The organism is Agrobacterium sp. NPDC090283 (assembly GCF_044769685.1).
In the GTDB taxonomy this organism is placed as follows: Bacteria; Pseudomonadota; Alphaproteobacteria; order Rhizobiales; family Rhizobiaceae; genus Agrobacterium.
On the sequence record NZ_JBIVYG010000002.1, the window covers coordinates 69399 to 91511 of the forward strand.

Below are 22113 nucleotides of genomic sequence, written 5' to 3' on the forward strand. Positions count from 1 at the left end.
ATTGGATTTCCAGCAGGAGCGAATTCTCAAACCGCATACGACCAACGGCAGGGCGCATGAAAAAACCATGGAACGAAGGAAATGGAATAATAAATCCGTTTCCTTCACTTTCGTTTTAATCGTTCCACGTTCTCTTGCATTTTCGTTAGAGTTCGCTTTTAATCGGATCGCTAATACAGAAAAGATCGCCCGCAGCCGGATCGAGGAGGATAGGCTGCAATAAGGGGCTGTATCTTTTACTGTTTTCATAACGGGAGGAATGACCTTGAAAAAACTCAGCTACCGCCTCGCCGCGGCATCCGCGCTTTCGTTTTTTGTCACATCGAATGCATATGCAGTAACGGACATTCAGTGGTGGCACGCCATGACCGGCGCCAATAACGAGGTCGTGGATACGCTTGCCAAAGAATTCAACGACAGCCAGAAAGAATACAAGATCACGCCCGTCTTCAAGGGCACCTATCCGGAAACCCTGAATGCCGGCATTGCGGCGTTCCGCGCCAAGCAGCCGCCGGCGATCATCCAGGTCTTCGATGCCGGTTCGGGCGTGATGATGGGTGCTGCCGGCGCCATCAAGCCGGTGGCGGACGTGCTGAAGGAAGGCGGCTATACTTTCAACAAGGACGAATATCTGGCCGGCATCGTGGCCTATTATTCCAAGCCCGACGGCACCATGCTGTCTTTCCCTTACAACTCGTCCTCGCCGATCCTCTATTACAACAAGGACGTATTCAAGAAGGCGGGCCTCGACGCCGACAACCCGCCGAAGACCTGGCCGGAAGTTTTCGAAGCCGCGAAAAAGATCAAGACCAGCGGTGCCGCCCAATGCGGCTTCACCTCCACCTGGCTCACCTGGATCCAGACCGAGAACTTCGCCGCCTGGAACAACGTGTCCTATGGCAGCAATGAAAACGGCCTCGGCGGCACGGATGTGAAACTTGCGGTCAATGCGCCGCTGTTCGTCGAGCATTTCCAGGCGATCGCCGATCTCGCCAAGGACGGCACCTTCCGTTATGGCGGACGCACCTCCGAAGCCAAGCAGCTGTTCATGTCCGGCGAATGCGGCATCCTGACCGAATCCTCCGGTGGTCTCGGCGATATCGTCAAGACCGGCATGAATTACGGCATCGGCCAATTGCCCTATTATGAGGGCCACGGTCCGCAGAACACCATTCCGGGCGGCGCCAGCCTCTGGGTCTTCGGCGGCAAGAGCGACGCCGAATATAAGGGGGTTGCCGAATTCTTCCATTTCCTCTCGCAGACCAAGATCCAGTCTCGCCTGCATCAGGTCTCCGGCTACATGCCGGTAACGATCGCGGCCTATGAGGAAACCAAGAAATCCGGCTTCTACGACAAGAACCCCGCCCGCGAAACGCCGCTGCTGCAGATGATGGGCAAGCCGCCGACAGAAAACTCCAAGGGCGTGCGTCTCGTGAACCTGCCGCAGGTGCGCGACATCATGAATGAGGAGTTCGAGGCGATGCTGGCCGGCAAGCAGGACGCGAAAGCCGCCCTCGACAAGATCGTGGAACGCGGCGATGCGGCCATCAAACAGGCTGCCGGCAACTAAGCGATCCCCTGCCCCCGCCCGCATCCTTGTCAGGTGCGGGCGGCATTTCCATGTCATCAGGAGATCGCCGTGCAAAGCGTCGTATTCCCCAACAAGATCCTGCCCTATCTGCTGGTCGCCCCGCAGATCATCCTCACGGTGATCTTTTTCTTCTGGCCGGCGAGCCAGGCGCTCTATCAGTCGACCATGCGCGAAGACGCCTTCGGGCTGAGCAGCAATTTTGTCGGACTGGCCAATTTTTCCGCCGTGCTGTCGGACGAGAGCTATCTTAACTCGCTGCAGGTCACCGTCATCTTCAGCATGCTAACCGCGCTCGTCTCCATGGGGCTGGCGCTGCTTCTGGCGACAGCGGCCGACCGCGTGGTGCGCGGCAAGGGTTTTTACCGCACCATGATGATCATGCCCTATGCCGTCGCCCCTGCGGTGGCCGGCATGTTGTGGCTCTTCATGTTCAACCCGGCCATGGGCACCTTTTCCTACATCCTGCGCCGCAACGGCATCATGTGGGACCCGCTGCTCAACGGCGATCAGGCCATGCTGCTCGTCGTCGCGGCTGCTGCGTGGAAGCAGATCAGCTATAATTTCCTGTTCTTTGTCGCAGGCTTGCAGGCAATTCCGAAATCATTGCTGGAAGCGGCGTCCATTGATGGCGCACGCGGTTCGCGGCGCTTCTGGACCATCGTTTTCCCGCTGCTGGCGCCCACCACCTTCTTCCTTCTGGTCGTCAACACGGTTTACGCCTTCTTCGATACATTCGGCATCATCCATGCCGTCACCGGCGGTGGCCCCGCCAAGGCGACCGAAACATTGGTCTACAAGGTCTATAATGATGGCTTCGTGAACCTCAATCTCGGCTCTTCCGCCGCGCAATCCGTGATCCTGATGGTGATCGTCATCGCGCTCACCGCCTTCCAGTTCCGCTTCATCGAGAAGCGCGTGCATTACGGCTGAGGATTTCCTGATGATTGAAAATCGCCCGGTCGCCCGCGTGATCGCCCATCTGATGCTGGTTCTCGGCATCATCATCGTGGCCTTCCCGATCTATTACACCTTCGTCGCCTCCTCCATGACGTCGACGGATATCATCCGCCCGCCCATGTCGCTTTTGCCTGGCGACCATCTGAGCGCCAATTACACCGAGGCCATGGTCGGCGGCGTCGAAAGAGTGGTCGGCGTCAGCCTCGAGCGGCTGCTGTTCAACAGCTTCGTCGTGGCGCTCGCCATCGCCATCGGCAAGATCGTCATCTCGTTCCTGTCGGCCTTCGCCATCGTCTTCTTCCGCTTTCCCTTCCGCATGGGCTTTTTCTGGATGATCTTCATCACGCTCATGCTGCCGGTGGAGGTGCGTATCCTGCCCACCTACAAGGTCATCGTCGATCTTGGGTTGATTGACACCTATGCGGGGCTGACGCTGCCGCTGATGGCGTCTGCGACCGCGACCTTCCTGTTCCGGCAGTTCTTCCTGACCATTCCCGGCGAGTTGGTCGAAGCGGCGCGCATCGACAATGCCGGGCCGTTCCGCTTCATGCGGGATATTCTGCTGCCGTTGTCGAGAACAAATATCGCCGCCCTTTTCGTGATCCTGTTCATCTATGGCTGGACCCAATATCTCTGGCCGCTGCTCGTCACCAACGATGCCAAAATGAACACGATCATCATCGGCCTCAAGCGCATGGTGGATTTCACCGACGCTTCGACGCCCTGGAATTATGTGATGGTGACGGCGATCCTCGCCATCATCCCCCCCGTTATCGTTGTGGTGCTGATGCAGCGCTGGTTCGTCAAAGGTTTGGTGGAGACCGAAAAGTAATGGCAAAAATTGCGCTGAAAGACGTCCGCAAGATCTATGGCGGCAATGTCGAGGCCATCAAGGGCGTATCGATGGAGATCGCCGACGGCGAAATGATCGTGCTCGTCGGTCCCTCGGGCTGCGGAAAATCCACCCTGCTGCGCATGATCGCCGGGCTGGAAAGCATTTCGGGTGGCCAGATCGTCATCGGCGACCGCGTCGTCAACGATCTCGAACCCTCCGACCGTGACATCGCCATGGTGTTCCAGAACTACGCGCTTTATCCGCATATGACGGTGCGGCAAAACCTTGCCTATGGCCTGAAGAACCGCAACACGCCGAAGGACGAGATCGAACGGCGCATCACCGAGGCGGCCAAGGCGCTGGAAATCGAACAGTTCCTGGAGCGCAAGCCGCGCCAGCTTTCCGGCGGCCAGCGCCAGCGTGTGGCCATGGGCCGCGCCATCGTGCGCAAGCCGGCGGCCTTCCTGTTCGACGAGCCGCTCTCCAACCTCGATGCCAAGCTGCGCGTGCAGATGCGGGTGGAAATCCGCCGCCTGCAACGCTCGCTCGCCACGACAAGCGTTTATGTCACCCATGACCAGATGGAGGCCATGACGCTGGCGGACCGGCTGGTGGTGCTGAATTCCGGCCGCATCGAGCAGATGGGCACGCCGATCGAGCTTTACGAAAAGCCGGCCACCACCTTCGTCGCCACCTTCATCGGCTCGCCTTCCATGAACCTGCTGAGCCATGGCGCGACATCCGCAAACGGCTCTTCCGGCTGGTCGGTACAGGGAACCGCGGCACCGCCGCAGGGCGTCGCCACACTCGGCATCCGTCCGGAAGACATCACGCTCGCCGACGAAGCCCCGGCGGATGCCGCCTTCACCGGCACCGTGCAGGTCGACGCCGTGGAACTGGTGGGCGCGGAAAGTTACGTGCACGGCTCCTTCGCCGACGGCACCACCATCGTCTTCCGCGTTCACGGCCGCTCGCAATTGCGAATCGGCGAGACACTGAAGATCGCTGCGCAGGCAAAGGATTTCCACCTGTTCGATTCGGCGGGCAAGCGGATCTGAGACGTCGCAGACCGTGATCGGCACCCGCCTTCCGGCGGGTGTCCGTTCATTTCTGAAAGCTATTTCACCACACCAGCTCCACCTGCGGCCGGCCGTTGGAGGTTTTCTCCACGGTGCGGCCGGATGCATCGATGTTGCAGTGGACGCGCTGGCGGAAAGCGGAAAAGCTTTCGAAAGTCACGACGTCGACGGGATCATCGAGATGCAGGGTCAGCCGGTAACGCTCAGGATCGCCACCCAGCGACTGAACGCCGAGCACGGAGGCCACGAAAGGCTGGCCGAGATAAAAACCTTCGACCCTTGAACCCAGAAGATAGGGGTTGAAGGCGGGCCGGTTGCCGGCCGCTGCGTGGAGGGTATTCCAGTCGCGAAAGCCATATTGCGCGGCGATGAGTTCCAGCGCCTTTGAGTGGGTGATTGCCTGCCCCTGTTCCTCAAGGGCGGCGCGCAGGCGTTTTGCCTGTTCTTTCAGCCCCTCAAGCGCGGGAAGCGGTTTGGACACGTTCATAACGGTTCTCCAACATTGACATGCCGAATTTTCCGAAGGGTGTCCGCGTTGCCATCGACGACATGCAAAACATGGGGATGACCGTTATTTTGAAAAGAGCTTCACCAGGGGCATAAATGCCTGCGGACGGCCGGGGCTCTCTGCCCGTGGCCGTCCCTATAGCCCAGAAAGCGCCGCCCGTCAAAGGCGGCGCAGCATCACGCCTCGGTCAGAAGCGATAGGTGATACCCGCGCCGATCAGCCACGGATCGAGCTTGGCCTTGCCGCTGATCGGCGTGCCGCCGAGTTCCGCCGTCCAGTCGGTCTTCAGGAAGATCTTCTTGACGTCGAAGTTCACGCCCCAATGCTCGTCCAGCATATAATCGAAACCGACCTGCACGGCTGCACCGACCTTGTTCTTGACATCGAGATTGCTGAAGCCGGGCTGTTCCGACTGGTTGTAGAACAGCGAATAGTTCACACCCGCACCGATATAGGGCTTGAAAGCGCCGAAATCGGTGAAGTGATATTGCAGCGTCAGCGTCGGCGGCAGCAGCCACGTCTTGCCGACCGGCGTGCCGGCCAGCACACCCTCACCATTGATCTTGGCATAGGTGGTGCCGAGGATAAGCTCTGCGGCGAAGTTTTCGGTGAAGAAATAGGTGATGTCGAGTTCCGGGATCACCGTATCCGAATAGGAGAGGCCCGCACCCGGAACACCGTCGACGCTGCCGCTGTCATGGGTGATGACGCCGAGGCCGCGCACGCGCAGCATCCATGGGCTTGCCGCCGCAATCGCCTCTTCGGCGGTCGGCGCCGGCGCTGCCTGGGCCAGATCGGCGGCCATGGCATTGGCGGATACCAGCATAGCCGCAACACCAACCGCGACACTGGCAAGCAAGGCGGTTTTTTTGTTTCTGTTCGTCATTCCATCTCTCCTATAGCGCACCGCAGCCGGGCAAGTCCCCGGAACCGGCTGATGACGGCGGGCCTTGCGAATCTTCGCCTGCCGCAACCGCTTGGAAGCGACTATGACGAAGGCAGAGGCGGGCCGATTGAGATGGATCAAACCGGGACGTCTATCGCCTATCGAAGCAATTAACCGGCAGGCAATGTGACAATTACGCAACAAATGCCGGTCAGCGATCGAGGGGCGAGGCACACGGCGGCCGGCAGGTGCCGGAAAAACACGAAAAAGGCCTGCATCTGCAGGCCTCCTTCCGGTGCATCACCCTATCACGCGGTCTGGGGCGTCAGAGTTGCGGAACCGGGCTTACGGAGAAGCAGGACCGAAACGGCCGCGATCATGCACATCAAACCGGCAATCTGGAGCGCGGGCATATAGGTGTCGAAGTCACTCTTGAAGAACCCGGCGCCAAAGGCGGCCGTGGCAGCCCCCAGCTGATGGCCGGCAAACACCCAGCCGAAAACGAGTCCGGCCTTTTCCCGGCCGAAATTCTCGGCGGCAAGCTTCACCGTCGGCGGCACGGTCGCCACCCAGTCCAGCCCGTAGAAGACGGCGAAGACCGAAAGCTCCACGAAGCTGAACCCCGAGAATGAGAGATAGAGCAAGGACAGGCCGCGCAGACCGTAGAACCAGAACAGCAGGAAGCGATTGTCGAAACGGTCGGAAAGCCAGCCGGCAAAGATCGTACCGAAGAAATCGAAAATGCCGATGACCGCGAGCGTGCCCGCCGCTGTCACCGCAGCCATGCCGAAATCGCCGCAGATTGAAATCCAGTGTGTCTGGATGAGGCCATTGGTCGAAAGCCCGCAGACGAAAAATGTGCCGAAAAGCACCCAGAAGACCGGGTTGCCCGATACGCTCTTCAGGGTCACCAGCGGCGATGCGAGCGTGGCGAGAAGATTGTGATCCTGCCTGGGCGGCTTTGCCACCACGGTCTCGCCATAGGCCGGCAGGCCGACATCGGCAGGATGGTCACGCATCAGCAACAGGACAAGGATCATGGCGGCAGCAATCACCGCAACCGAGAGGGCCAAGGCAGTGCGCCAGCCATAGGCTTCCGTCAGCGCCGCCAGCAGCGGCAGGAAAACCAGCTGGCCGGTGGCATTGCTCGCGGTCATGAGGCCGATCACCAGTCCGCGACGCTTGGAAAACCAGCGTGTCGCCACGGTGGCGCCCAATACCAGCGCGGTCATGCCGGTGCCGACGCCGATCACCACACCCCAGAGCAGCAGCAATTGCCATACCTCGGTCATGAAGAAGGAGGCGACGATGCCGCCCATGATCAGGGCAAGCGCGGTGGACACCACCTGCCGGACGCCGAAATGATTCATGAAAGCGGCGGCGAAAGGTCCAAGCAGGCCAAAGAGCACCAGCCTGACGGCCATTGCGGAGGAAATATCGGCGATGTTCCAGCCGAATTCCTGATGCAGCGGCTGGATCATCACCCCCGCAGATCCCATCGCACCGGCGGTGGCGAGCATGGTCAGGAAGGTGGTTGCGGCAACGAGCCAGCCATAATGCAGATTTCTACCGGCCATCCAGCTGGCGAGGCGTGTGGAGAGCATGTTCAAATTCCCTTTCCAGCGGCCGCGGCCGATATTTTACGGGTATATACCCTATATTGCGGGCAGATACCCGCTTATGGTTCCAAAATTACAGGGCTGCGAGCAGGTCCTGCAATTGTGCCGTTTTTTCGGGCCCGAGCCGGGCCTCGATTTCATCCTGTACCCCATCCCAGAGCGGCGCGCCCGCCTTCAGGATCGCGTGGCCTTCCTTCGTCACGGTCAGCATGGCTTCCCGCTGATCCTCGCCGTGGCCGATCGCCACCAGACCCATGCGCGCCAGCACCTTGGCGTTGCGGCCGACGGTGGAGCGATCCAGCTCCACCCGCGCGGCGAGATCGGTGAGCGAGACCGGCGCAGTGCGATTGATATTCCGCAACAGGCTGAACTGACCGATGTTCACGCCAAGCGGCGCCAGGGCCTCGTCATAATAGGACGAAACCTTGCGGGATGCTTTGCGCAACAGGATGCAATGGCAACGATCGTTTGGCATTTGTCTCGGGTATATACCCGTAAATTTCTGCGCGCAAGAGGCCTCCGGGGAATAGTTGGCAGGAAAGTTCGTGACGCAAACGGCATGATAGGAACTTGAGCCCCAGCTTGGGGCTGAGATTCGGACTGCTGACAAAGCCCTAGTCGTCCTCTTCCGTTATGCTCGGGCCTGTCCCGAGCATCTGCTGCGTCTCAGCTTTTGAAATCTGGCCAGATCCTTGGGACAAACCCAAGAATGGCGCGCAGTGAGCAGCTAGGTATGCCAGCCGGCCGAGGTTCAGCCGGTGCTGACATCGACGGACACCTACCTCAGGCAGAGAGCCTGCGGCCGCTTGCGACCAGCAGGCCGGCAGCGCCTTCCAGCCAGCCGGCTTTCAGTTCCAGCGCCAGAAAACGGCCGCGCTCGAACGGGCCGGGCATGATGAGATGCTGGGCCTTGTTGGCAAAGAAGCCGAAACGCTCGTAATAGGAGGCGTCTCCGACCAGAAGAATGGCGCCGTGGCCACGTCTGGTGGCTTCGGCAATGGCGGCGCGTATCAGCGCCGAGCCGATGCCCTTGCCCTCATGGGCGGCATCGACGGCCAGCGGGCCGAGCAGCAACGCTTCGACGGCACGGCCTTCGCGCGAGATACCGGCCTCGACATTCCACAGGCGCACGGTGCCGATGACATGACCGTCCTCGTCCCGGGCGACCAGCGCCAGCCCTTCGGCCGGAACACGGCCGGCGCGCAGCTTTTCGGAAGACTTGCGCCGGCGGCCAGCACCCATGGCGCGGTCAAGCAAGTTCTCACGGGCGACGACATCGCCCGGATTTTCCTGATCGACATGAAATGTCTGCGGCGTGAAAAATGCCCGTACCGAATTCAGAAGAGCGGCCATCTCTCGGCCCTCCGTCACACAACCGCCCACACGCGGCCCTTGATGAAAATTGGTGAACCGTTCCGGCCCGCCGACACGCTTTCCTCGGCTGGAAGAGGTGCAGCAAGCAGGGATTTGCGCAACAGCACAATCGGCAGGGCCGGAACGGAAGCTTGGTCGAGACGCCGCCCTGTTCAGCGGACGGCGTTCGGATTTTTTGACCTGCGCATCGGGTTTTCCGAAAACCGCGTTACGCTTTTCGGCCCGATGCTTAGATGACGTAAGCCTTCAGCGGCTCGAAGCCATTGAAAGCAACCGCCGAATAGGTCGTCGTATAGGCGCCCGTGCCTTCGATCAGAACTTCGTCGCCGATGGTCAGAGAGACCGGCAGCGGATACATGTTCTTTTCATACAGCACGTCGGCGCTGTCGCAGGTCGGACCGGCCAGAACGCAGGGCTCCATCTCGTCCTGATCGCGCTCGGTGCGGATCGGGTAACGGATCGCCTCGTCCATCGTTTCGGCGAGACCGCCGAACTTGCCGATGTCGAGGAACACCCAGCGGTGGTTGTCATTGTCGGACTTGCGCGAGACAAGAACGACTTCCGCCTTGATGACGCCGGCATTGCCGACCATGCCGCGGCCCGGCTCGATGATCGTCTTCGGGATCTGGTTGCCGAAGTGCTTGCGCAGCGCCGTGTCGATCGCCTGGCCGTATTCTTCGGCAGCCGGAACGTCACGCAGATACTTGGTCGGGAAACCGCCGCCCATATTGACCATCTGCAGGTGGATGCCCTGCTTGGCAAGCGATGCGAAGACGCGCTTGGCGTCAGCCAGCGCCGCATCCCATGCGTCGAGGTTCATCATCTGCGAACCGACATGGAAGGACACGCCATAGGACTCAAGGCCAAGCTGATGTGCATAGACCAGAACATCGACGGCCATCTGCGGCACGCAGCCGAACTTGCGCGACAGCGGCCATTCCGCACCTTCGCCATCCGTCAGCACGCGGCAGAAGACGCGCGCGCCGGGAGCCGCACGGGCAACCTTCTCGACTTCCTCATGGCTGTCCACGGCGAAGAGATCGATGCCAAGCGCATAAGCGCGTGCAACATCGCGTTCCTTCTTGATGGTGTTGCCGAAGGAGATACGGTCAGCCGTTGCACCTGCGTCGAGCGCCATCTGGATTTCAGCCACGGAGGCGCAATCGAAGTTGGAGCCGAGCGAAGCGAGCAGCTTCAGGATTTCGGGAGCCGGGTTTGCCTTCACGGCGTAGTAGATCGCGCTGTTCGGCAGGGAATGCCGGAACGCGTTGAAATTGTCGCGCACGACGTCGAGATCAACCACGAGGCAAGGGCCTTCGGGACGTCGGGTCTTGATGAAGTCGAGAATGCGTGCAGTCGTCATCGATATATTCCCTATAAAACCGGCTCCGGAAAAATCCGGAGGACAAAGGACGCTCGAGATATGCATTCGAATCAGCCGGTGGAGGCGCAGAATCGATAGCATACGCTCAAGGCGCGAATGTGAACGACGCCCTGCCAGAGCATCATTCGGCTTTGTCTGCCATCGATTGGAGGGATTGACCCGACCGCACTTCAGGCAATGATGGTGTGCCTCTTCAGTACCCCGGCTGATGGAGAGCCGGCAGAGAACCAGAAAGGCCCGCACCGTCGTTGCTTTCATATGTCCTCGCATTTCCCGGTTGGCCGGAATAGCGACTGGAGGGGTTAGTTCCAGGTACCTTACCTAAATCCTCACCACATCGAGGACTCGGCGGACACACATGGGCACGTGCGACTTTGGGCAGCCCGTGAAATAAGAATATTCGCAGTCATAATCAAGAGAATTTTTTCACCAAATAGCGGATTTTTTCGGCAGCTATTTTGGGGTTGAACAGTCTTTCTTCAGCGTTCAATTATATGGAACGAACCGGAGGATTTTCATGGACACGCTGACCCGCATCCGCGCCTTTATCGATGTTGTCGAAGCGGAGGGTTTTTCCGCCGCCGCGCGCAAGACGGGGCGTTCCAAGGCGCTTCTGTCCAAATATGTCCGGGAACTGGAGGACGATCTCGGCGCGCTGCTCCTCAACCGCACCACCCGGCAGTTTTCGCTGACGGAGGCCGGGCACACCTACTACCGCACCGCCTCCGACATTTTGAAGGAGATCGACAACCTCGCCGATCTGGTACGCGAAAAGAACGCCGATCTGAAAGGAAAGCTCAGGATTTCCGTTCCCCGCACCTTCATTGATGCCGAGGTCGGCCAGAGCCTCATCGATTTCGCCAAGGAAAATCCGGAACTGTCGCTGGAAATCGTCGCGGAAGACCGATTCGTTGACCTGATCGAGGAAGGTTTCGATCTCGCGGTTCGAATCACCCGGCTGGAAGATTCAGGCCTTATTGCCCGCAAGCTTTCCGATTTCCGGGTCTATGCGGTGGCAACGGCGGATTTCGTGGCGCAGCACGGGCCGCTCGAAGGGCCGCAGGATTTCTCCCGCGTTCCTTTCATCATCGACACCAATACGCGTTTCCACAATACGGTGCGCTATCTGGAGCCGGATGGCGGCTCGAATTCGGTGACCATCAGCGGGCCGATCGAGGTCAACAGCCCGCAGGCCACGCTGCGCGCCGCCCGCGCCGGCCTCGGCATCGCCATGGTACCTGACTTCATCGCCCGACCCTATATCCAGTCCGGCGAACTGGTGACGCTGTTCGATGATTATATTTCCAAGGACAGGGGTATTTATGCGGTCTATCCGCATCGCCGTTACCTGCCCGCCAAGGTGCGCAGCTTCGTGGATTATCTTTCGGCGTGGTTCAGGAAGAACGGGTGATGCTACGGACGGTTAAGTTGTCACACCGCCCTCACCTCCGTCATCCTCGGGCTTGACCCGAGGATCCACGTCTCAGCGGGCAATGGATCCTCGGGTCAAGCCCGAGGATGACACCGCGTGCGACGAAATGTTTGCCGCGCCCCTCTTCCCGTGTTGCGAGAGAAGTTTATCCCTAAATCAACGCCCGCCTTCCAGCGAGCGTCGCATGGCCGGAACCCTCTATCAGAACGGCGAATCCGGGAAGTAGAACTGCTCGGCATTGTCCTTGGTGATCAGGGTCGCGTCGAGAATATACTCGCCGGCAACCGGCACCTGATCGTAGAAATGCCCGGCCGTCAGCTGCATGGCGGTCGCCACCATTGCCGGCGGATAGAGCACGTCGACCGGCACCAGCTTGTCGCCATCCATGACCTTCTTGATCATGTCCTTGGAGCCCGCGCCCGCGACGATATACTGGATATCGGTCCGCTTCGCCTGCTGAATGGCTTCCAGCACGCCGATCGCCATATCGTCATCCTGACACCAGACCACGTCGATCTTCTTGTACTTGGTCAGATAGTCCTGCATCACGCGGAAGGCGTCGTCGCGGTTCCAGTTGCCGTATTGACGGTCGAGAACCTTGACGCTGGAACCGGCGATGCCCTTGTCGAAACCATCCTGACGCTGCTGGTCGATGGGGATCGGCAGGCCGCGAATGACCACGACTTCGGCGTCAGGCGTCGTCTTCTTGATGTATTCGCCCGCTACCTGTCCGAGCGCCGGGTTGTTGCCGGCGACATAGAGATCGCGGATCGAATTGTCGTTGACGCTCGGCGCGCGGTCGACCAGCGCGACGAAGGTGCCCTTGTCCTTGATCTCCTTGATGGCGTTGACCAGCGGGTCGGGATCGGACGGCAGCACGACGAGCGCATCGAGCCCCTGCACGGCAAGATCCTGCAGCGCGTTGGCCTGATTGGCGGCATCCGGCGATGTCTTGACGATGACGTTGAGCCCCGGATGCTCCTGCATCAGAAGCTTCGCCACGCGCTCGGCATGGTAGACGACGCCCGCCGTCCAACCATGGTCGGCCGCCGGAATGGATACGCCGATGGTGACCTTCTTGTCCTGCGCATGCACTGAACCAGCAAGCACCGCAGCGAGCGCGGCAAAGGCCACGCCGATGAATTTTCTACGCATAGTCTCTTTCCTCCCAGGAAAGGGGCGTTCCTCCTCCGACCGCGCCTGCCCCACATAACGCGGCGTGACTGCTTACCGGCGGCTCAAAGAGCGCTGCACCAGCATGGCGATGATGATGATGGCCCCTTGAATGGCGCCGATCAGATATTCGCTGACGAAATTCGACAGGATCATGATGTTGCCGACGATCTCCAGAATGAAGGCGCCGCAGATCGTGCCCCAGATGCGCCCTACCCCGCCCCGCAGCGCCGTGCCGCCGACGACGACGGCCGTGATGGCCTGCAGCTCCCACAACATGCCTGTCGTGGCCGAGGTGGAGGCAAGACGCGGCACGTAAAGCAGCACCGCAACGGCAACACAGAGCCCCTGCACGACATAAGCGATGGTGCGCACCCGGGCGACCGAGATACCGGAATATCGTGCGACATCCTCACTGGAGCCGACGGCGGTCAGATGCCGGCCATAACGGGTGCGATAGAGCACGAAGGCGGCGATGCCGGCCGTCACGAAAATCACGATAACCGGCACCGGCACGCCGAAGACATTGCCGAAATAGACCGGGCGATAAAGCGTCTGGATGTCCGGGTTGCGCAGCGTGATTGCGCCGCCCTGCGACAGCCATGTGGTCAAACCGCGATAGATACCCATGGTGCCGAGCGTGGCGATAAAGGGCTCGATGCGGCCGATGGTGGTGATGAGACCGTTCGTCAGCCCGCAGGCCGCACCGATGGCGAGCGCCAGCGCCATGGCGGCAAGCAGCATCAGAAGCGGACTGGCGATGACGCCGCTGTTCATGAACAGGATCATCAGGCTGGCGACAAAGGCCACCATGGCGCCTACGGACAGATCGAGCCCGCCTGACGTGATGACATAGGTGGCGCCGAGCGCGATGATGGCGATGAAGGCGCTGCGGGTGATGACATTCAACAGATTGTCGATGCCGATGAAGTTGGGATTGGCGATGGTGCCGAGAACCAGCAGCAGGGCCAGCGCCACGAAAGGCGCGACGGCGCGCAGATCCCAGTCCTTCGAGGTCTTTGGCGTTTTGCCGTTATCAAATGCGGCCTCAGTCATGTTTCCCCTCGGTTTCTTTTGTCAGGCCATGTTCCCCGGGACACGGGTGCTCAGGCGGGCTCCTGCGTGTGCACACCCGTCGCCAGCGCCACAATGTCGTTTTCGGTCATGCGCTCGCCCGCCACCTCAGCGACGATCCTGCCCGAACGCATCACCAGAATGCGGTCGCAGATGCCGATCAGTTCGGGCATTTCCGAGGAAACCACGATGATCGAACGTCCCTCATCCGCGAGCCTGGCGATAAAGCGGTAGATCTGTTCCTTGGTGCCGATGTCGATGCCGCGCGTCGGCTCGTCGATGATGACGATGGACGGATCGAGCAGCATCATCTTGGCGAGCAGCAGCTTCTGCTGGTTGCCACCGGAAAGCTGGCCCGCCAGCAGGTCCTTGCGGCCGGTGCGGATATCGAAGTCGCGCACCGCATCGTCGAGCGCCGCCGTCTCGCGGCGGGTATCGATCTGGAACAGCCGGCTGAATTTTTTGAGCGAGGCGAGCGTGAGATTGACACGCAAATCCTTGGCGAGCAGCAAACCCTTGCCCTTGCGGTCCTCGCTCAGATAGACGATGCCGGCCTTCAGGCTGTCTTCCGCCTTTGCGAAATGCACCGGCCTGCCGTGATGCCGCACCGTTCCCCGCCCGGCACGCAGGCCGAGTATGCCTTCCATGAGTTCCGTTCTGCCCGCGCCGACCAGACCGGCGAAACCGAGGATTTCGCCCCTGCGCAGGCTGAAGCCGGCATCCTCGGCATAAGCCGGAACGGTAAAATGCTCCACCTGCAGCACCGGCTCGTGCTCTCCGCCGGCTGCTCGGTCCGGATACAGCTTGGCCACATCGCGCCCGACCATCAGCCGTGCCATATCGGCAGGCTCCAGTGCCGAAGCCGGATGGGAGGCAACCAGCCTGCCGTCACGCAGAACCGTCACGCGGTCGGCAATCTCCTTCACTTCAGGCAGACGGTGCGAAATGTAAAGAACGGCCACGCCCTTGGCCCTGATATCGCGAATGACGTTCAGCAGCGCGTCCGTTTCGATGGGCGTCAGGCTCGCCGTCGGTTCATCGAAAATGACCACACGATGTGGCACGAGCAGAACGCGGGCGATCTGCACCAGCTGTCGCTGGGCAATCGACAGGCTGCCGACAATGGCGTCCGGATCGATCGTCCCGCCGAGATCGGCAATCGCCTTGCGGGCGCCGGCACGCATGGCACGGTCGTCCACAATTGCGCCCCTGCGCACTTCACGGCCGAGATAAATGTTCTGCGCCACCGTCAGATCCGGGGCCAGCAATATTTCCTGATGCACGAGAACGATGCCGCGATGTTCGGCATCCACCGGGCCGCTGAGCGCAACGGCTTCGCCATCGATGCGGATTTCGCCGCCCGACGGTTTTTCATTGCCCGCCAACAGCTTCATCAGCGTCGACTTGCCGGCCCCGTTCTCGCCTATGATGGCGTGAACCTCGCCGGCGCGCACCGCGATCTCAATATCCTTGAGAACCTGTACCGGCCCGAAAGACTTCGACAGCCCGACCGTCCGGATCAGGGCATGGTCTGGAGATTCGTCAGCAAGAGCCATGGGCCGTCACCGGTATCCCGCGAGAACGGACGGCGCTTGCCCCTTGATTTTACCTGAAATGACCATCGGCGAACTCCTCCCAAAGCTCGAGAGGAAGCTAACGTCCGTTTTGAGGTACGTAAAGCAGTTTTCGCTGGTCTTTTAGCATACACTGAAATTTGACCGGCTCGGCGGTCCTTCGTCATGGCGCCGGTGGATGCTGGAAGCCCTTCATGAGGCGATGCATGGCCTCGGCGCCTTCCTTCACCAGGTCGAAACGCTTGCCGAACAGCAGCCAGTCGTAGACGATGCCTTTGATCAGCCAGTAGAGCGCGCCGAGCGCCGATTCCGCTGTCCAGTTGTCGTTGAAGAGACCTTCGGCCTGCGCACGCTCGAAAGCCGCCTCCAGCCGTTCCTTGTGGTAACGGTCAAGCTCTTCCTGCGCATGCAGGACAGGGGCGAACTCATCGGAGTAATTGGTACGCAGGCTGATGGTCATGATGCGCTGGCGTTGTTCGTCTTCCGCCAGAAGCGCAAGCCACCGGCACGTCGCCTCCTCGATCTTGGCCAGCAGTGCCGCCCCCTTGAGATCAGGATCGCCAAAATCCAGCAGATCCGATTCCGGCAGCGCCACCGATTCATAAAGACCGATGAAAAGATCGGACTTGCTGGAAAAATGCCAGTATATCGCCCCGCGTGTGACGCCGGCCGCCGCCGCCACCTCATCCAGAGAGCTGTTGGCCACGCCCTTTTTGAAGAACACCCGCTCGGCGGCGGCAAGGATCGCCTGACGGGTCTCTTCTGCCTCGGCCTTGGTACGGCGCATGCTGATGTCTCCTTCCAATCGCGGCACGGCGCTTTCGCACCGTGCCTTTTCTGCAGTGCCGGGCTTTCAGTCAGATGAACGCATTCCCGTGACTTTTAGCCCGGCCTTCACACCCGTTTTATTCCGCCGGCGATACGGCGTCAGCAGCAATCTCATTCTCCTTCTTCCGATCCCCGAAAATCTTCATGACAAAGACGAAGAAGACGGGAACGAAGAAGATCGCGAGGATCGTCGCCGAGATCATGCCGCCGAGAACGCCGGTGCCGATGGCGTTCTGGCTCGCCGCGCTGGCACCCGAGGCGATCGCCATCGGCAGCACGCCGAGCGAGAAGGCGAGCGAGGTCATCAGGATCGGCCGGAAACGCAGATGCGCCGCCTCCACCGTCGCATCATAGGTGGATTTTCCTTCCGCCCGCAAATCCTTGGCGAATTCGATGATCAGGATCGCATTCTTCGCGGACAAGCCGATGATGGCGACGAGGCCGACCAGGAAGTAGACGTCGTTCGGCATGCCGCGCAGCATCACCGCCGCCACCGAGCCGATGACGCCGAGCGGCACCACCAGCATGACGGAGAGCGGAATGGACCAGCTTTCGTAAAGCGCTGCCAATAGCAGGAAGACGAACAGTACGCTGAGGCCGATAAGGGCCGGCGCCTGCGAGCCGGACTGGATTTCCTGCAGCGACTGGCCGGTCCATTCGAAACCGAAACCGCCAGGCAATTCGCGCGCCAGACGCTCCATTTCGGCAATCGCATCACCGGAGGAGTAACCCGGTGCGGACTGGCCGCCGATACGGATCGCCGGATAGCCGTTATAACCGACCACCTGCGAGGGACCGCGCACCCATTCCACCGAAGCGAATGAGCTCACCGGCACCATGCCGCCATTGGCATTGCGGACGTTGAGGTTCAAAAGGTCCTCGGTCTTCATGCGCTGGCCCTGTTCCGCCTGCGCGGTCACACGCTGCATGCGGCCGGCATTGGGGAAGTCGTTGACGTAGGACGACCCCATATTGGCCGAGATGGTGGCGTTGATGTCGCTGAAGGTGACACCGAAGGTATTGGCCTTTTCACGGTCGATGATGAGATTGACCTGTGGCGAATCCGGCATGCCTTCGACACGCAGGCCGGCGAGAACCGGGCTTTGTTGCGCCGCCGCCATCAGCTGTGCTCCGGCGGCGCTCAGCGCCGCCTGTCCCGCACCCGCGCGGTCCTGCAGGCGGAAGGTGAAGCCGCTGGAATTGCCGAGACCCTGAATGGGCGGCGGCGACAGCGTGAAGGACATGGAACCCGGCAGGCCCCACAGCTTGCCGTTGATGCGCTGAGCAATGGCGTCGGCTGAATCCTCCGGCCCGCGCTCGCTCCAGTCCTTCAGCGTCGCGAAGGCGAGACCGGCATTCTGGCCGGAACCGGAGAAGGAGAAGCCCGAGACCGCGATCACACGATCGACCGCCGGTTCCGCCAGGAAGATCTTTTCGATCTGCTGGATGGATTGCAGCGTGCGTTCGCTGCTGGCTTCCGCCGGCGCCTGGATGTCGACGATCAGGTAACCCTGGTCCTCATTGGGCAGGAAGGAGCTCGGTAATTGCATATAGGCCCAGCCGAGACCGGCAAGCAGCGCCGCATAGATGATCATGAAACGGCCGGAGCGCTTGATGATGCTGCCGACCGAAGACGAGTATTTATGCGATGCCTTGTCGAAGCCGCGGTTGAACCAGCCGAAGAAACCCTTCTTCTCATGGTGGCCGGCCTTGATCGGCTTCAGGAACGTCGCGCAGAGCGCCGGCGTGAGCGACAGCGCGAGGAAGCCTGAGAACAGGATGGAGACCACCATGGTCAGGCTGAACTGCTGGTAGATGATGCCGACGGCACCGGGGAAGAAGGCCATGGGCACGAACACCGCCGTCAGAACCAGCGTGATGCCGATGATGGCGCCGGAAATCTGGCCCATCGCCTTGCGGGTGGCCTCCTTCGGCGACAGATGCTCTTCCGCCATGATGCGCTCGACATTTTCCACCACGACGATCGCGTCATCGACGAGAATGCCGATGGCGAGAACCATGGCGAACATGGTGAGCACGTTGATGGAGAAACCCGAGACATACATGATGGCGCAGGTGCCGAGCAGCGCCACGGGCACCACCAGTGTCGGGATGATGGTGTAGCGGATGTTCTGGAGGAAGACGAACATCACCACGAAGACGAGGATGATCGCCTCCACCAGCGTGTTGATCACCTTCTGGATCGAGATTTTCACGAAGGGGCTGGTGTCGTAGGGAATCTCATATTCCAGACCCGCCGGGAAATACCGCGACAGCTCCTCCATGGTGGCGCGCACGCCCTCGGAGGTCTGCAGCGCATTGCCGGTGGGCGACAGCTGCACGCCGATGGCCGCACTGGGTTTGCCGTTCAGGCGGCTGGAAAAGGCGTAGCTTTCGCCGCCCACTTCCACCCGCGCCACATCGCGCAGCCGCACGGAGGAACCATCCGGATTGGCACGCAGCACTATGGAGCCGAATTCTTCCGGTGTCGTCAGCTGACCCTGCACGTTGACGGTGGCCGAAATCTGCTGGCCGATGGGGTTGGGCGACGCACCGATGCGGCCCGCCGCAACCTGCGAGTTCTGCGCCTGAATGGCACCAATCACGTCGGACGAGGTCAGGCTGAGGCCGAGCATCTTGTCCGGGTCCATCCAGATGCGCATGGAGCGCTGGGTGGCAAACAGCTGCGCGCTGCCGACGCCCGGCACACGGCGCAATTCGCCGACCACGTTGCGGCTGAGATAGTCGCCGAGACCGATGGCGTCCGTATTGCCGTCGACGGAGGTGAGCGCCACCATCATCAGGAACGAGGTGCCCGCCTGCTCAACGCGCAGGCCCTGCTGGGTGACCGCCTGCGGCAGGCGCGGCTGCACGCGGGCGATGCGGTTCTGCACCTCCACCTGTGCTTCACCGATATTGGTGCCCGGCGCGAAGGTGACGTTGATGGAAATGCTGCCTGAGGATTCGGAGGTCGATTCGAAATAGAGAAGACCCGGAACGCCGTTCAGCTCCTCCTCGATGGGACGCGTCACGCTCTGGTAAATGTCCTCGGGCGCAGCACCCGGATAGTTGGTGCCGATCGAAATCTGCGGCGGGGCCACATTCGGATATTGCGCAATCGGCAGCATGGGAATGGCGAGCAAACCCGCCAGCATGATGAAGATGGCGACGACCCAGGCAAAAATGGGCCGATCGATGAAAAAACGTGCCATGGAAATCGGTCCTTATTGCTTCGCGGCCGGGGCTGCGCCCTCGCTGCCGGCGGCGGCAGTGACATCGGGCTCCTGCGACCACGGCTCAGGCTTCACCTTGGCGCCCGGCGCGGTCTTCTGGAAACCTTCGGCAACGACGCGGTCGCCATCGTCAAGGCCTTCCGAAATCACCCAGCGGTCACCGATGGAACGACCGACGCTGACGCGCCGCTGTTCGACGGTGTCTTCGGCATTGACGACAAGAACGCTCGCCTGCCCGCCCGCATCGCGCTGCACCGCCTGCTGCGGCACGGCAAAGGCCGCCTTCTCAATGCCCTGCTGGATCTGGACACGGACATACATGCCCGGTAGCAGATCACCGTTCGGGTTGGGGAATTCGCCGCGTAGCGTCACCTGGCCGGTGGTTTCATCCACCGCCGCTTCGGAGAACAGCAGGCGGCCGGAAACCGGATAACGGCTGCCGTCATCAAACAGCAGATTGACTTCGGCCTCATTCTGGCCGGTCATCAGCTGGCCGTCCTGCAGCGCCTTGCGCAGGCGAATGAGATCGGCGGCGGGCTGGGTGAAGTCGGCATAGATCGGATCAAGCTGCTGGATCGTCGCCAGGCTTTCCGAACCGGTGGCGCTGACCAGCGCGCCTTCGGTGATGCGTGCCCGGCCGATGACGCCGCTGATCGGCGCCTTCACATCGGCATATTGCAGGTTGAGCTTTGCTTCCGCAACGCCGGCTTCGGCCACCGCCACTTCGGCATCGGCCTGCGCCAGCAGGGCGACGGCATTGTCGAATTCCTGCTGCGAGCCGACATTGGAGCGGCGCAGCTGCTGCTGACGGTCGGCGGTCTGCCGCGCCTGCAGTTGGGCGGCCTGCGCCCGGCGCAAGGTGCCTTCGGCGCTGTCGACGCGCACCTGGAACGGCGCGGGATCGATCCGGTAGAGCACATCGCCCTCCTTCACCAGCGAGCCCTGCTCGAACACCCGCTCGACGATGATGCCCGAGACGCGCGGGCGCACTTCGGCAAGCCGCGTCGGCGCGATACGTCCCGGCAATTCATTGGTGATGGGCAGTTCTTCCGGCTTCACGGCCACGACCTTGACCGCACCGGGCGGCGGGGCGCCGGGCGCTGCGGCCTGCTCGTCGCTACATCCGACCAGAACGATGCCTGTCAACAACACCGCTACGATCTGCCCAAATCTCTTCGCCATACTGCGCTCCGAATCCACAAAATAGGTCACATTTACATACATACTAAGACGTATGTAAAATTTCGGCAATAGGATTGTTGCAGTGCAAAAGCACCCTCACGCGCTTGTGAAGACGCGGGGCCGTGCGGAAACGGAGTATGTTCAAGAGGAAAGATGAAAAGCGGAGGCAAACGGACACGTCCCGGGAACGGACATATCGCAACAGCCGGAGGGTGGGGCTGGACTAATGATAGTTCCCGCGCTCTCCCCGGGCGTGTCCCGGGCCTGTCCCGGGTATGCCGCTATGGACGAGGAACGGCCGCGCGACAAGCGATGCCATCCCGCGCGGTATAAATATCGCAGCCTATCCGGCGCGAAAAATATGCGCCGCCATATCGAGGCAGCGGCAGGCATAACCCCATTCATTGTCGTACCAGGCGACCAGCTTGGTAAGGCCACCCTCCGTCTGCATTCCGGCCAACGCGTCGAAGATAGAGGAATGCGGATTGCCGCGCATGTCGGTGGAGACGACGGGATCGTCGCAATAGGCAAGAATGCCGCCCATCTCGCCCGCCGCCTGCATGCGGATTATCGCGCAGATATCCTGATAGGAAACCTTTTCCCGCAGCCGGCATGTCAGGTCGATCATCGAGACGTCAGAGACCGGGACGCGCACCGCCAGACCGTTGATCCGCCCGTTCAATTCCGGCACGACCCGGCCCACCATGCGTGCCGCACCGGTTGTCGCGGGAATGATGTTTTCCAGAATGCCGCGACCAAAACGCCAGTCCTTGCGGGCAACGCCATCCACCGTGTTCTGGCTTGAGGTCGTTGCATGAACTGTCAGCATCAGCGCTTCCTCGATACCGAAGGCGTCGTTCAGCACCTTGGCGAGCGGCGCGACGCAATTGGTCGTGCACGAAGCGTTCGAGACGATGGTTTGTCCGGCATAGCCCTTCGCATTGACACCCATGACAAAGACCGGCGTATCGTCATCCGGCGGCGCCGAGATCAGAACCTTGCCGGCACCGGCGACAAGATGTCCTTCCGCCGCCTTCTTCGTCAGGAAAAAGCCGGTCGATTCGATGACGACATCAACGCCCACCCCGGCCCAGCCGATTGCGCCCGGTTCCCGTTCGCTGAAGGCTCTCACAGCCCCGCCGTCGATGACAAGCGCGTTGTCCGCTGTCCCCACGGTGCCCGGGAAGCCGCCATGCACGCTGTCATATTTAAGCAGATAAGCCAGATGATCGATCGGCAGCAGATCGTTGATCGCCACGATCTCGACATCGCCCCGCGCCATCGCCGCCCTTAAAACCGTCCGGCCGATGCGGCCGAACCCGTTAATGCCGATACGGATTTTGTCAGTCATCGATTGTCCTTTTAATCGAGAAGGAAAGGCAGG

At 60.9% G+C, this 22113-nt stretch carries 18 protein-coding genes; 5 read left to right on the plus strand and 13 right to left on the minus strand.

Translation table 11 applies throughout. From position 1 onward, the window contains the following. The first annotated feature begins 259 nt into the window (after window positions 1–259). The 4 genes from ugpB to ACIQUH_RS03375 all read left to right on the plus strand — a co-directional run bounded on the left by ugpB (window position 260) and on the right by ACIQUH_RS03375 (window position 4441). Entirely contained in the window at window positions 260–1570 is a 1311-nt protein-coding gene (gene ugpB, locus ACIQUH_RS03360) for a sn-glycerol-3-phosphate ABC transporter substrate-binding protein UgpB (protein WP_400812618.1), read from the plus strand. Between the two features lie 69 nt (window positions 1571–1639). Continuing rightward, window positions 1640–2521, plus strand: a complete 882-nt coding sequence (gene ugpA / locus ACIQUH_RS03365; RefSeq protein WP_400812619.1) for a sn-glycerol-3-phosphate ABC transporter permease UgpA — start codon at window positions 1640–1642, stop codon at window positions 2519–2521. Between the two features lie 10 nt (window positions 2522–2531). Continuing rightward, window positions 2532–3380 (plus strand): sn-glycerol-3-phosphate ABC transporter permease UgpE, encoded by an 849-nt coding sequence (gene ugpE, locus ACIQUH_RS03370; protein ID WP_279658700.1) that lies wholly within the window; start codon window positions 2532–2534, stop codon window positions 3378–3380. Further along, window positions 3380–4441, plus strand: a complete 1062-nt coding sequence (locus ACIQUH_RS03375; RefSeq protein ID WP_400812620.1) for a sn-glycerol-3-phosphate import ATP-binding protein UgpC — start codon at window positions 3380–3382, stop codon at window positions 4439–4441. The genes ugpE and ACIQUH_RS03375 overlap by 1 nt, the downstream gene beginning before the upstream one ends. A 64-nt stretch (window positions 4442–4505) precedes the next feature. Here ACIQUH_RS03375 and ACIQUH_RS03380 read toward each other — a convergent pair whose 3' ends face one another. From ACIQUH_RS03380 to odc2, 6 genes are all read right to left on the minus strand, one after another. Further along, the gene (locus ACIQUH_RS03380) at window positions 4506–4949 is read right to left on the minus strand and encodes a glyoxalase superfamily protein (RefSeq protein ID WP_400812621.1); all 444 of its coding nucleotides are present in this window, start codon (window positions 4947–4949) and stop codon (window positions 4506–4508) included. Window positions 4950–5157: 208 nt separating this feature from the next. Beyond that, the gene (locus ACIQUH_RS03385; RefSeq protein ID WP_400812622.1) at window positions 5158–5856 is read right to left on the minus strand and encodes an OmpW family protein; all 699 of its coding nucleotides are present in this window, start codon (window positions 5854–5856) and stop codon (window positions 5158–5160) included. A gap of 308 nt (window positions 5857–6164) precedes the next feature. Then, window positions 6165–7460: an MFS transporter gene (locus tag ACIQUH_RS03390; RefSeq protein ID WP_400812623.1), complete on the minus strand. Its 1296-nt coding sequence runs from the start codon at window positions 7458–7460 to the stop codon at window positions 6165–6167. An 88-nt stretch (window positions 7461–7548) separates the two neighbouring features. Beyond that, a complete protein-coding gene (locus ACIQUH_RS03395; RefSeq protein WP_400812624.1) occupies window positions 7549–7950 on the minus strand; it encodes a MarR family winged helix-turn-helix transcriptional regulator in 402 nt (133 codons plus the stop codon). Window positions 7951–8258: 308 nt separating this feature from the next. Further along, window positions 8259–8828: a GNAT family N-acetyltransferase gene (locus ACIQUH_RS03400; protein ID WP_400812625.1), complete on the minus strand. Its 570-nt coding sequence runs from the start codon at window positions 8826–8828 to the stop codon at window positions 8259–8261. 250 nt (window positions 8829–9078) lie between these two features. Continuing rightward, window positions 9079–10212, minus strand: a complete 1134-nt coding sequence (gene odc2 / locus ACIQUH_RS03405) for an ornithine/lysine decarboxylase (protein ID WP_400812626.1) — start codon at window positions 10210–10212, stop codon at window positions 9079–9081. 538 nt (window positions 10213–10750) lie between these two features. Here odc2 and ACIQUH_RS03410 point away from each other — a divergent pair. Next, window positions 10751–11644, plus strand: a complete 894-nt coding sequence (locus ACIQUH_RS03410; protein ID WP_400812627.1) for a LysR family transcriptional regulator — start codon at window positions 10751–10753, stop codon at window positions 11642–11644. A 222-nt stretch (window positions 11645–11866) separates the two neighbouring features. Here ACIQUH_RS03410 and ACIQUH_RS03415 read toward each other — a convergent pair whose 3' ends face one another. The 7 genes from ACIQUH_RS03415 to gap form a co-directional block, all read right to left on the minus strand. Beyond that, window positions 11867–12820 (minus strand): substrate-binding domain-containing protein, encoded by a 954-nt coding sequence (locus ACIQUH_RS03415; RefSeq protein ID WP_400812628.1) that lies wholly within the window; start codon window positions 12818–12820, stop codon window positions 11867–11869. 72 nt (window positions 12821–12892) lie between these two features. After that, entirely contained in the window at window positions 12893–13894 is a 1002-nt protein-coding gene (locus ACIQUH_RS03420; RefSeq protein ID WP_400812629.1) for an ABC transporter permease, read from the minus strand. Between the two features lie 50 nt (window positions 13895–13944). Beyond that, complete coding sequence (locus ACIQUH_RS03425) at window positions 13945–15468, minus strand: sugar ABC transporter ATP-binding protein (protein ID WP_400812630.1); 1524 nt, start codon at window positions 15466–15468, stop codon at window positions 13945–13947. Window positions 15469–15649: 181 nt separating this feature from the next. Next, on the minus strand, window positions 15650–16273 hold the full coding sequence (locus ACIQUH_RS03430; protein WP_400812631.1) for a TetR family transcriptional regulator: 624 nt from the start codon (window positions 16271–16273) through the stop codon (window positions 15650–15652). A 118-nt stretch (window positions 16274–16391) separates the two neighbouring features. Then, a complete protein-coding gene (locus ACIQUH_RS03435; RefSeq protein WP_400812632.1) occupies window positions 16392–19526 on the minus strand; it encodes a multidrug efflux RND transporter permease subunit in 3135 nt (1044 codons plus the stop codon). A 12-nt stretch (window positions 19527–19538) separates the two neighbouring features. Next, window positions 19539–20729 carry an efflux RND transporter periplasmic adaptor subunit gene (locus tag ACIQUH_RS03440; RefSeq protein WP_400812633.1) on the minus strand — a complete coding sequence of 397 codons (1191 nt, stop codon included), beginning with the start codon at window positions 20727–20729 and terminating at the stop codon, window positions 19539–19541. A gap of 343 nt (window positions 20730–21072) precedes the next feature. Beyond that, window positions 21073–22080 (minus strand): type I glyceraldehyde-3-phosphate dehydrogenase, encoded by a 1008-nt coding sequence (gene gap, locus ACIQUH_RS03445; RefSeq protein ID WP_400812634.1) that lies wholly within the window; start codon window positions 22078–22080, stop codon window positions 21073–21075. Window positions 22081–22113: the final 33 nt, after the last annotated feature.

Bases quoted from the DNA above. Each gene is read 5' to 3' on its own strand.
- ACIQUH_RS03410 (WP_400812627.1), top strand. From the start codon at position 10,751: ATGGACACGCTGACCCGCATCCGCGCCTTTATCGATGTTGTCGAAGCG.
- ACIQUH_RS03390 (WP_400812623.1), bottom strand. From the start codon at position 7,460: ATGCTCTCCACACGCCTCGCCAGCTGGATGGCCGGTAGAAATCTGCAT.
- ACIQUH_RS03380 (WP_400812621.1), bottom strand. From the start codon at position 4,949: ATGAACGTGTCCAAACCGCTTCCCGCGCTTGAGGGGCTGAAAGAACAG.
- ACIQUH_RS03395 (WP_400812624.1), bottom strand. From the start codon at position 7,950: ATGCCAAACGATCGTTGCCATTGCATCCTGTTGCGCAAAGCATCCCGC.
- ugpB (WP_400812618.1), top strand. From the start codon at position 260: ATGACCTTGAAAAAACTCAGCTACCGCCTCGCCGCGGCATCCGCGCTT.
- ACIQUH_RS03435 (WP_400812632.1), bottom strand. From the start codon at position 19,526: ATGGCACGTTTTTTCATCGATCGGCCCATTTTTGCCTGGGTCGTCGCC.
- odc2 (WP_400812626.1), bottom strand. From the start codon at position 10,212: ATGACGACTGCACGCATTCTCGACTTCATCAAGACCCGACGTCCCGAA.
- ACIQUH_RS03385 (WP_400812622.1), bottom strand. From the start codon at position 5,856: ATGACGAACAGAAACAAAAAAACCGCCTTGCTTGCCAGTGTCGCGGTT.
- ACIQUH_RS03440 (WP_400812633.1), bottom strand. From the start codon at position 20,729: ATGGCGAAGAGATTTGGGCAGATCGTAGCGGTGTTGTTGACAGGCATC.
- gap (WP_400812634.1), bottom strand. From the start codon at position 22,080: ATGACTGACAAAATCCGTATCGGCATTAACGGGTTCGGCCGCATCGGC.
- ACIQUH_RS03425 (WP_400812630.1), bottom strand. From the start codon at position 15,468: ATGGCTCTTGCTGACGAATCTCCAGACCATGCCCTGATCCGGACGGTC.
- ACIQUH_RS03375 (WP_400812620.1), top strand. From the start codon at position 3,380: ATGGCAAAAATTGCGCTGAAAGACGTCCGCAAGATCTATGGCGGCAAT.
- ACIQUH_RS03430 (WP_400812631.1), bottom strand. From the start codon at position 16,273: ATGCGCCGTACCAAGGCCGAGGCAGAAGAGACCCGTCAGGCGATCCTT.
- ugpE (WP_279658700.1), top strand. From the start codon at position 2,532: ATGATTGAAAATCGCCCGGTCGCCCGCGTGATCGCCCATCTGATGCTG.
- ACIQUH_RS03415 (WP_400812628.1), bottom strand. From the start codon at position 12,820: ATGCGTAGAAAATTCATCGGCGTGGCCTTTGCCGCGCTCGCTGCGGTG.
- ACIQUH_RS03400 (WP_400812625.1), bottom strand. From the start codon at position 8,828: ATGGCCGCTCTTCTGAATTCGGTACGGGCATTTTTCACGCCGCAGACA.
- ACIQUH_RS03420 (WP_400812629.1), bottom strand. From the start codon at position 13,894: ATGACTGAGGCCGCATTTGATAACGGCAAAACGCCAAAGACCTCGAAG.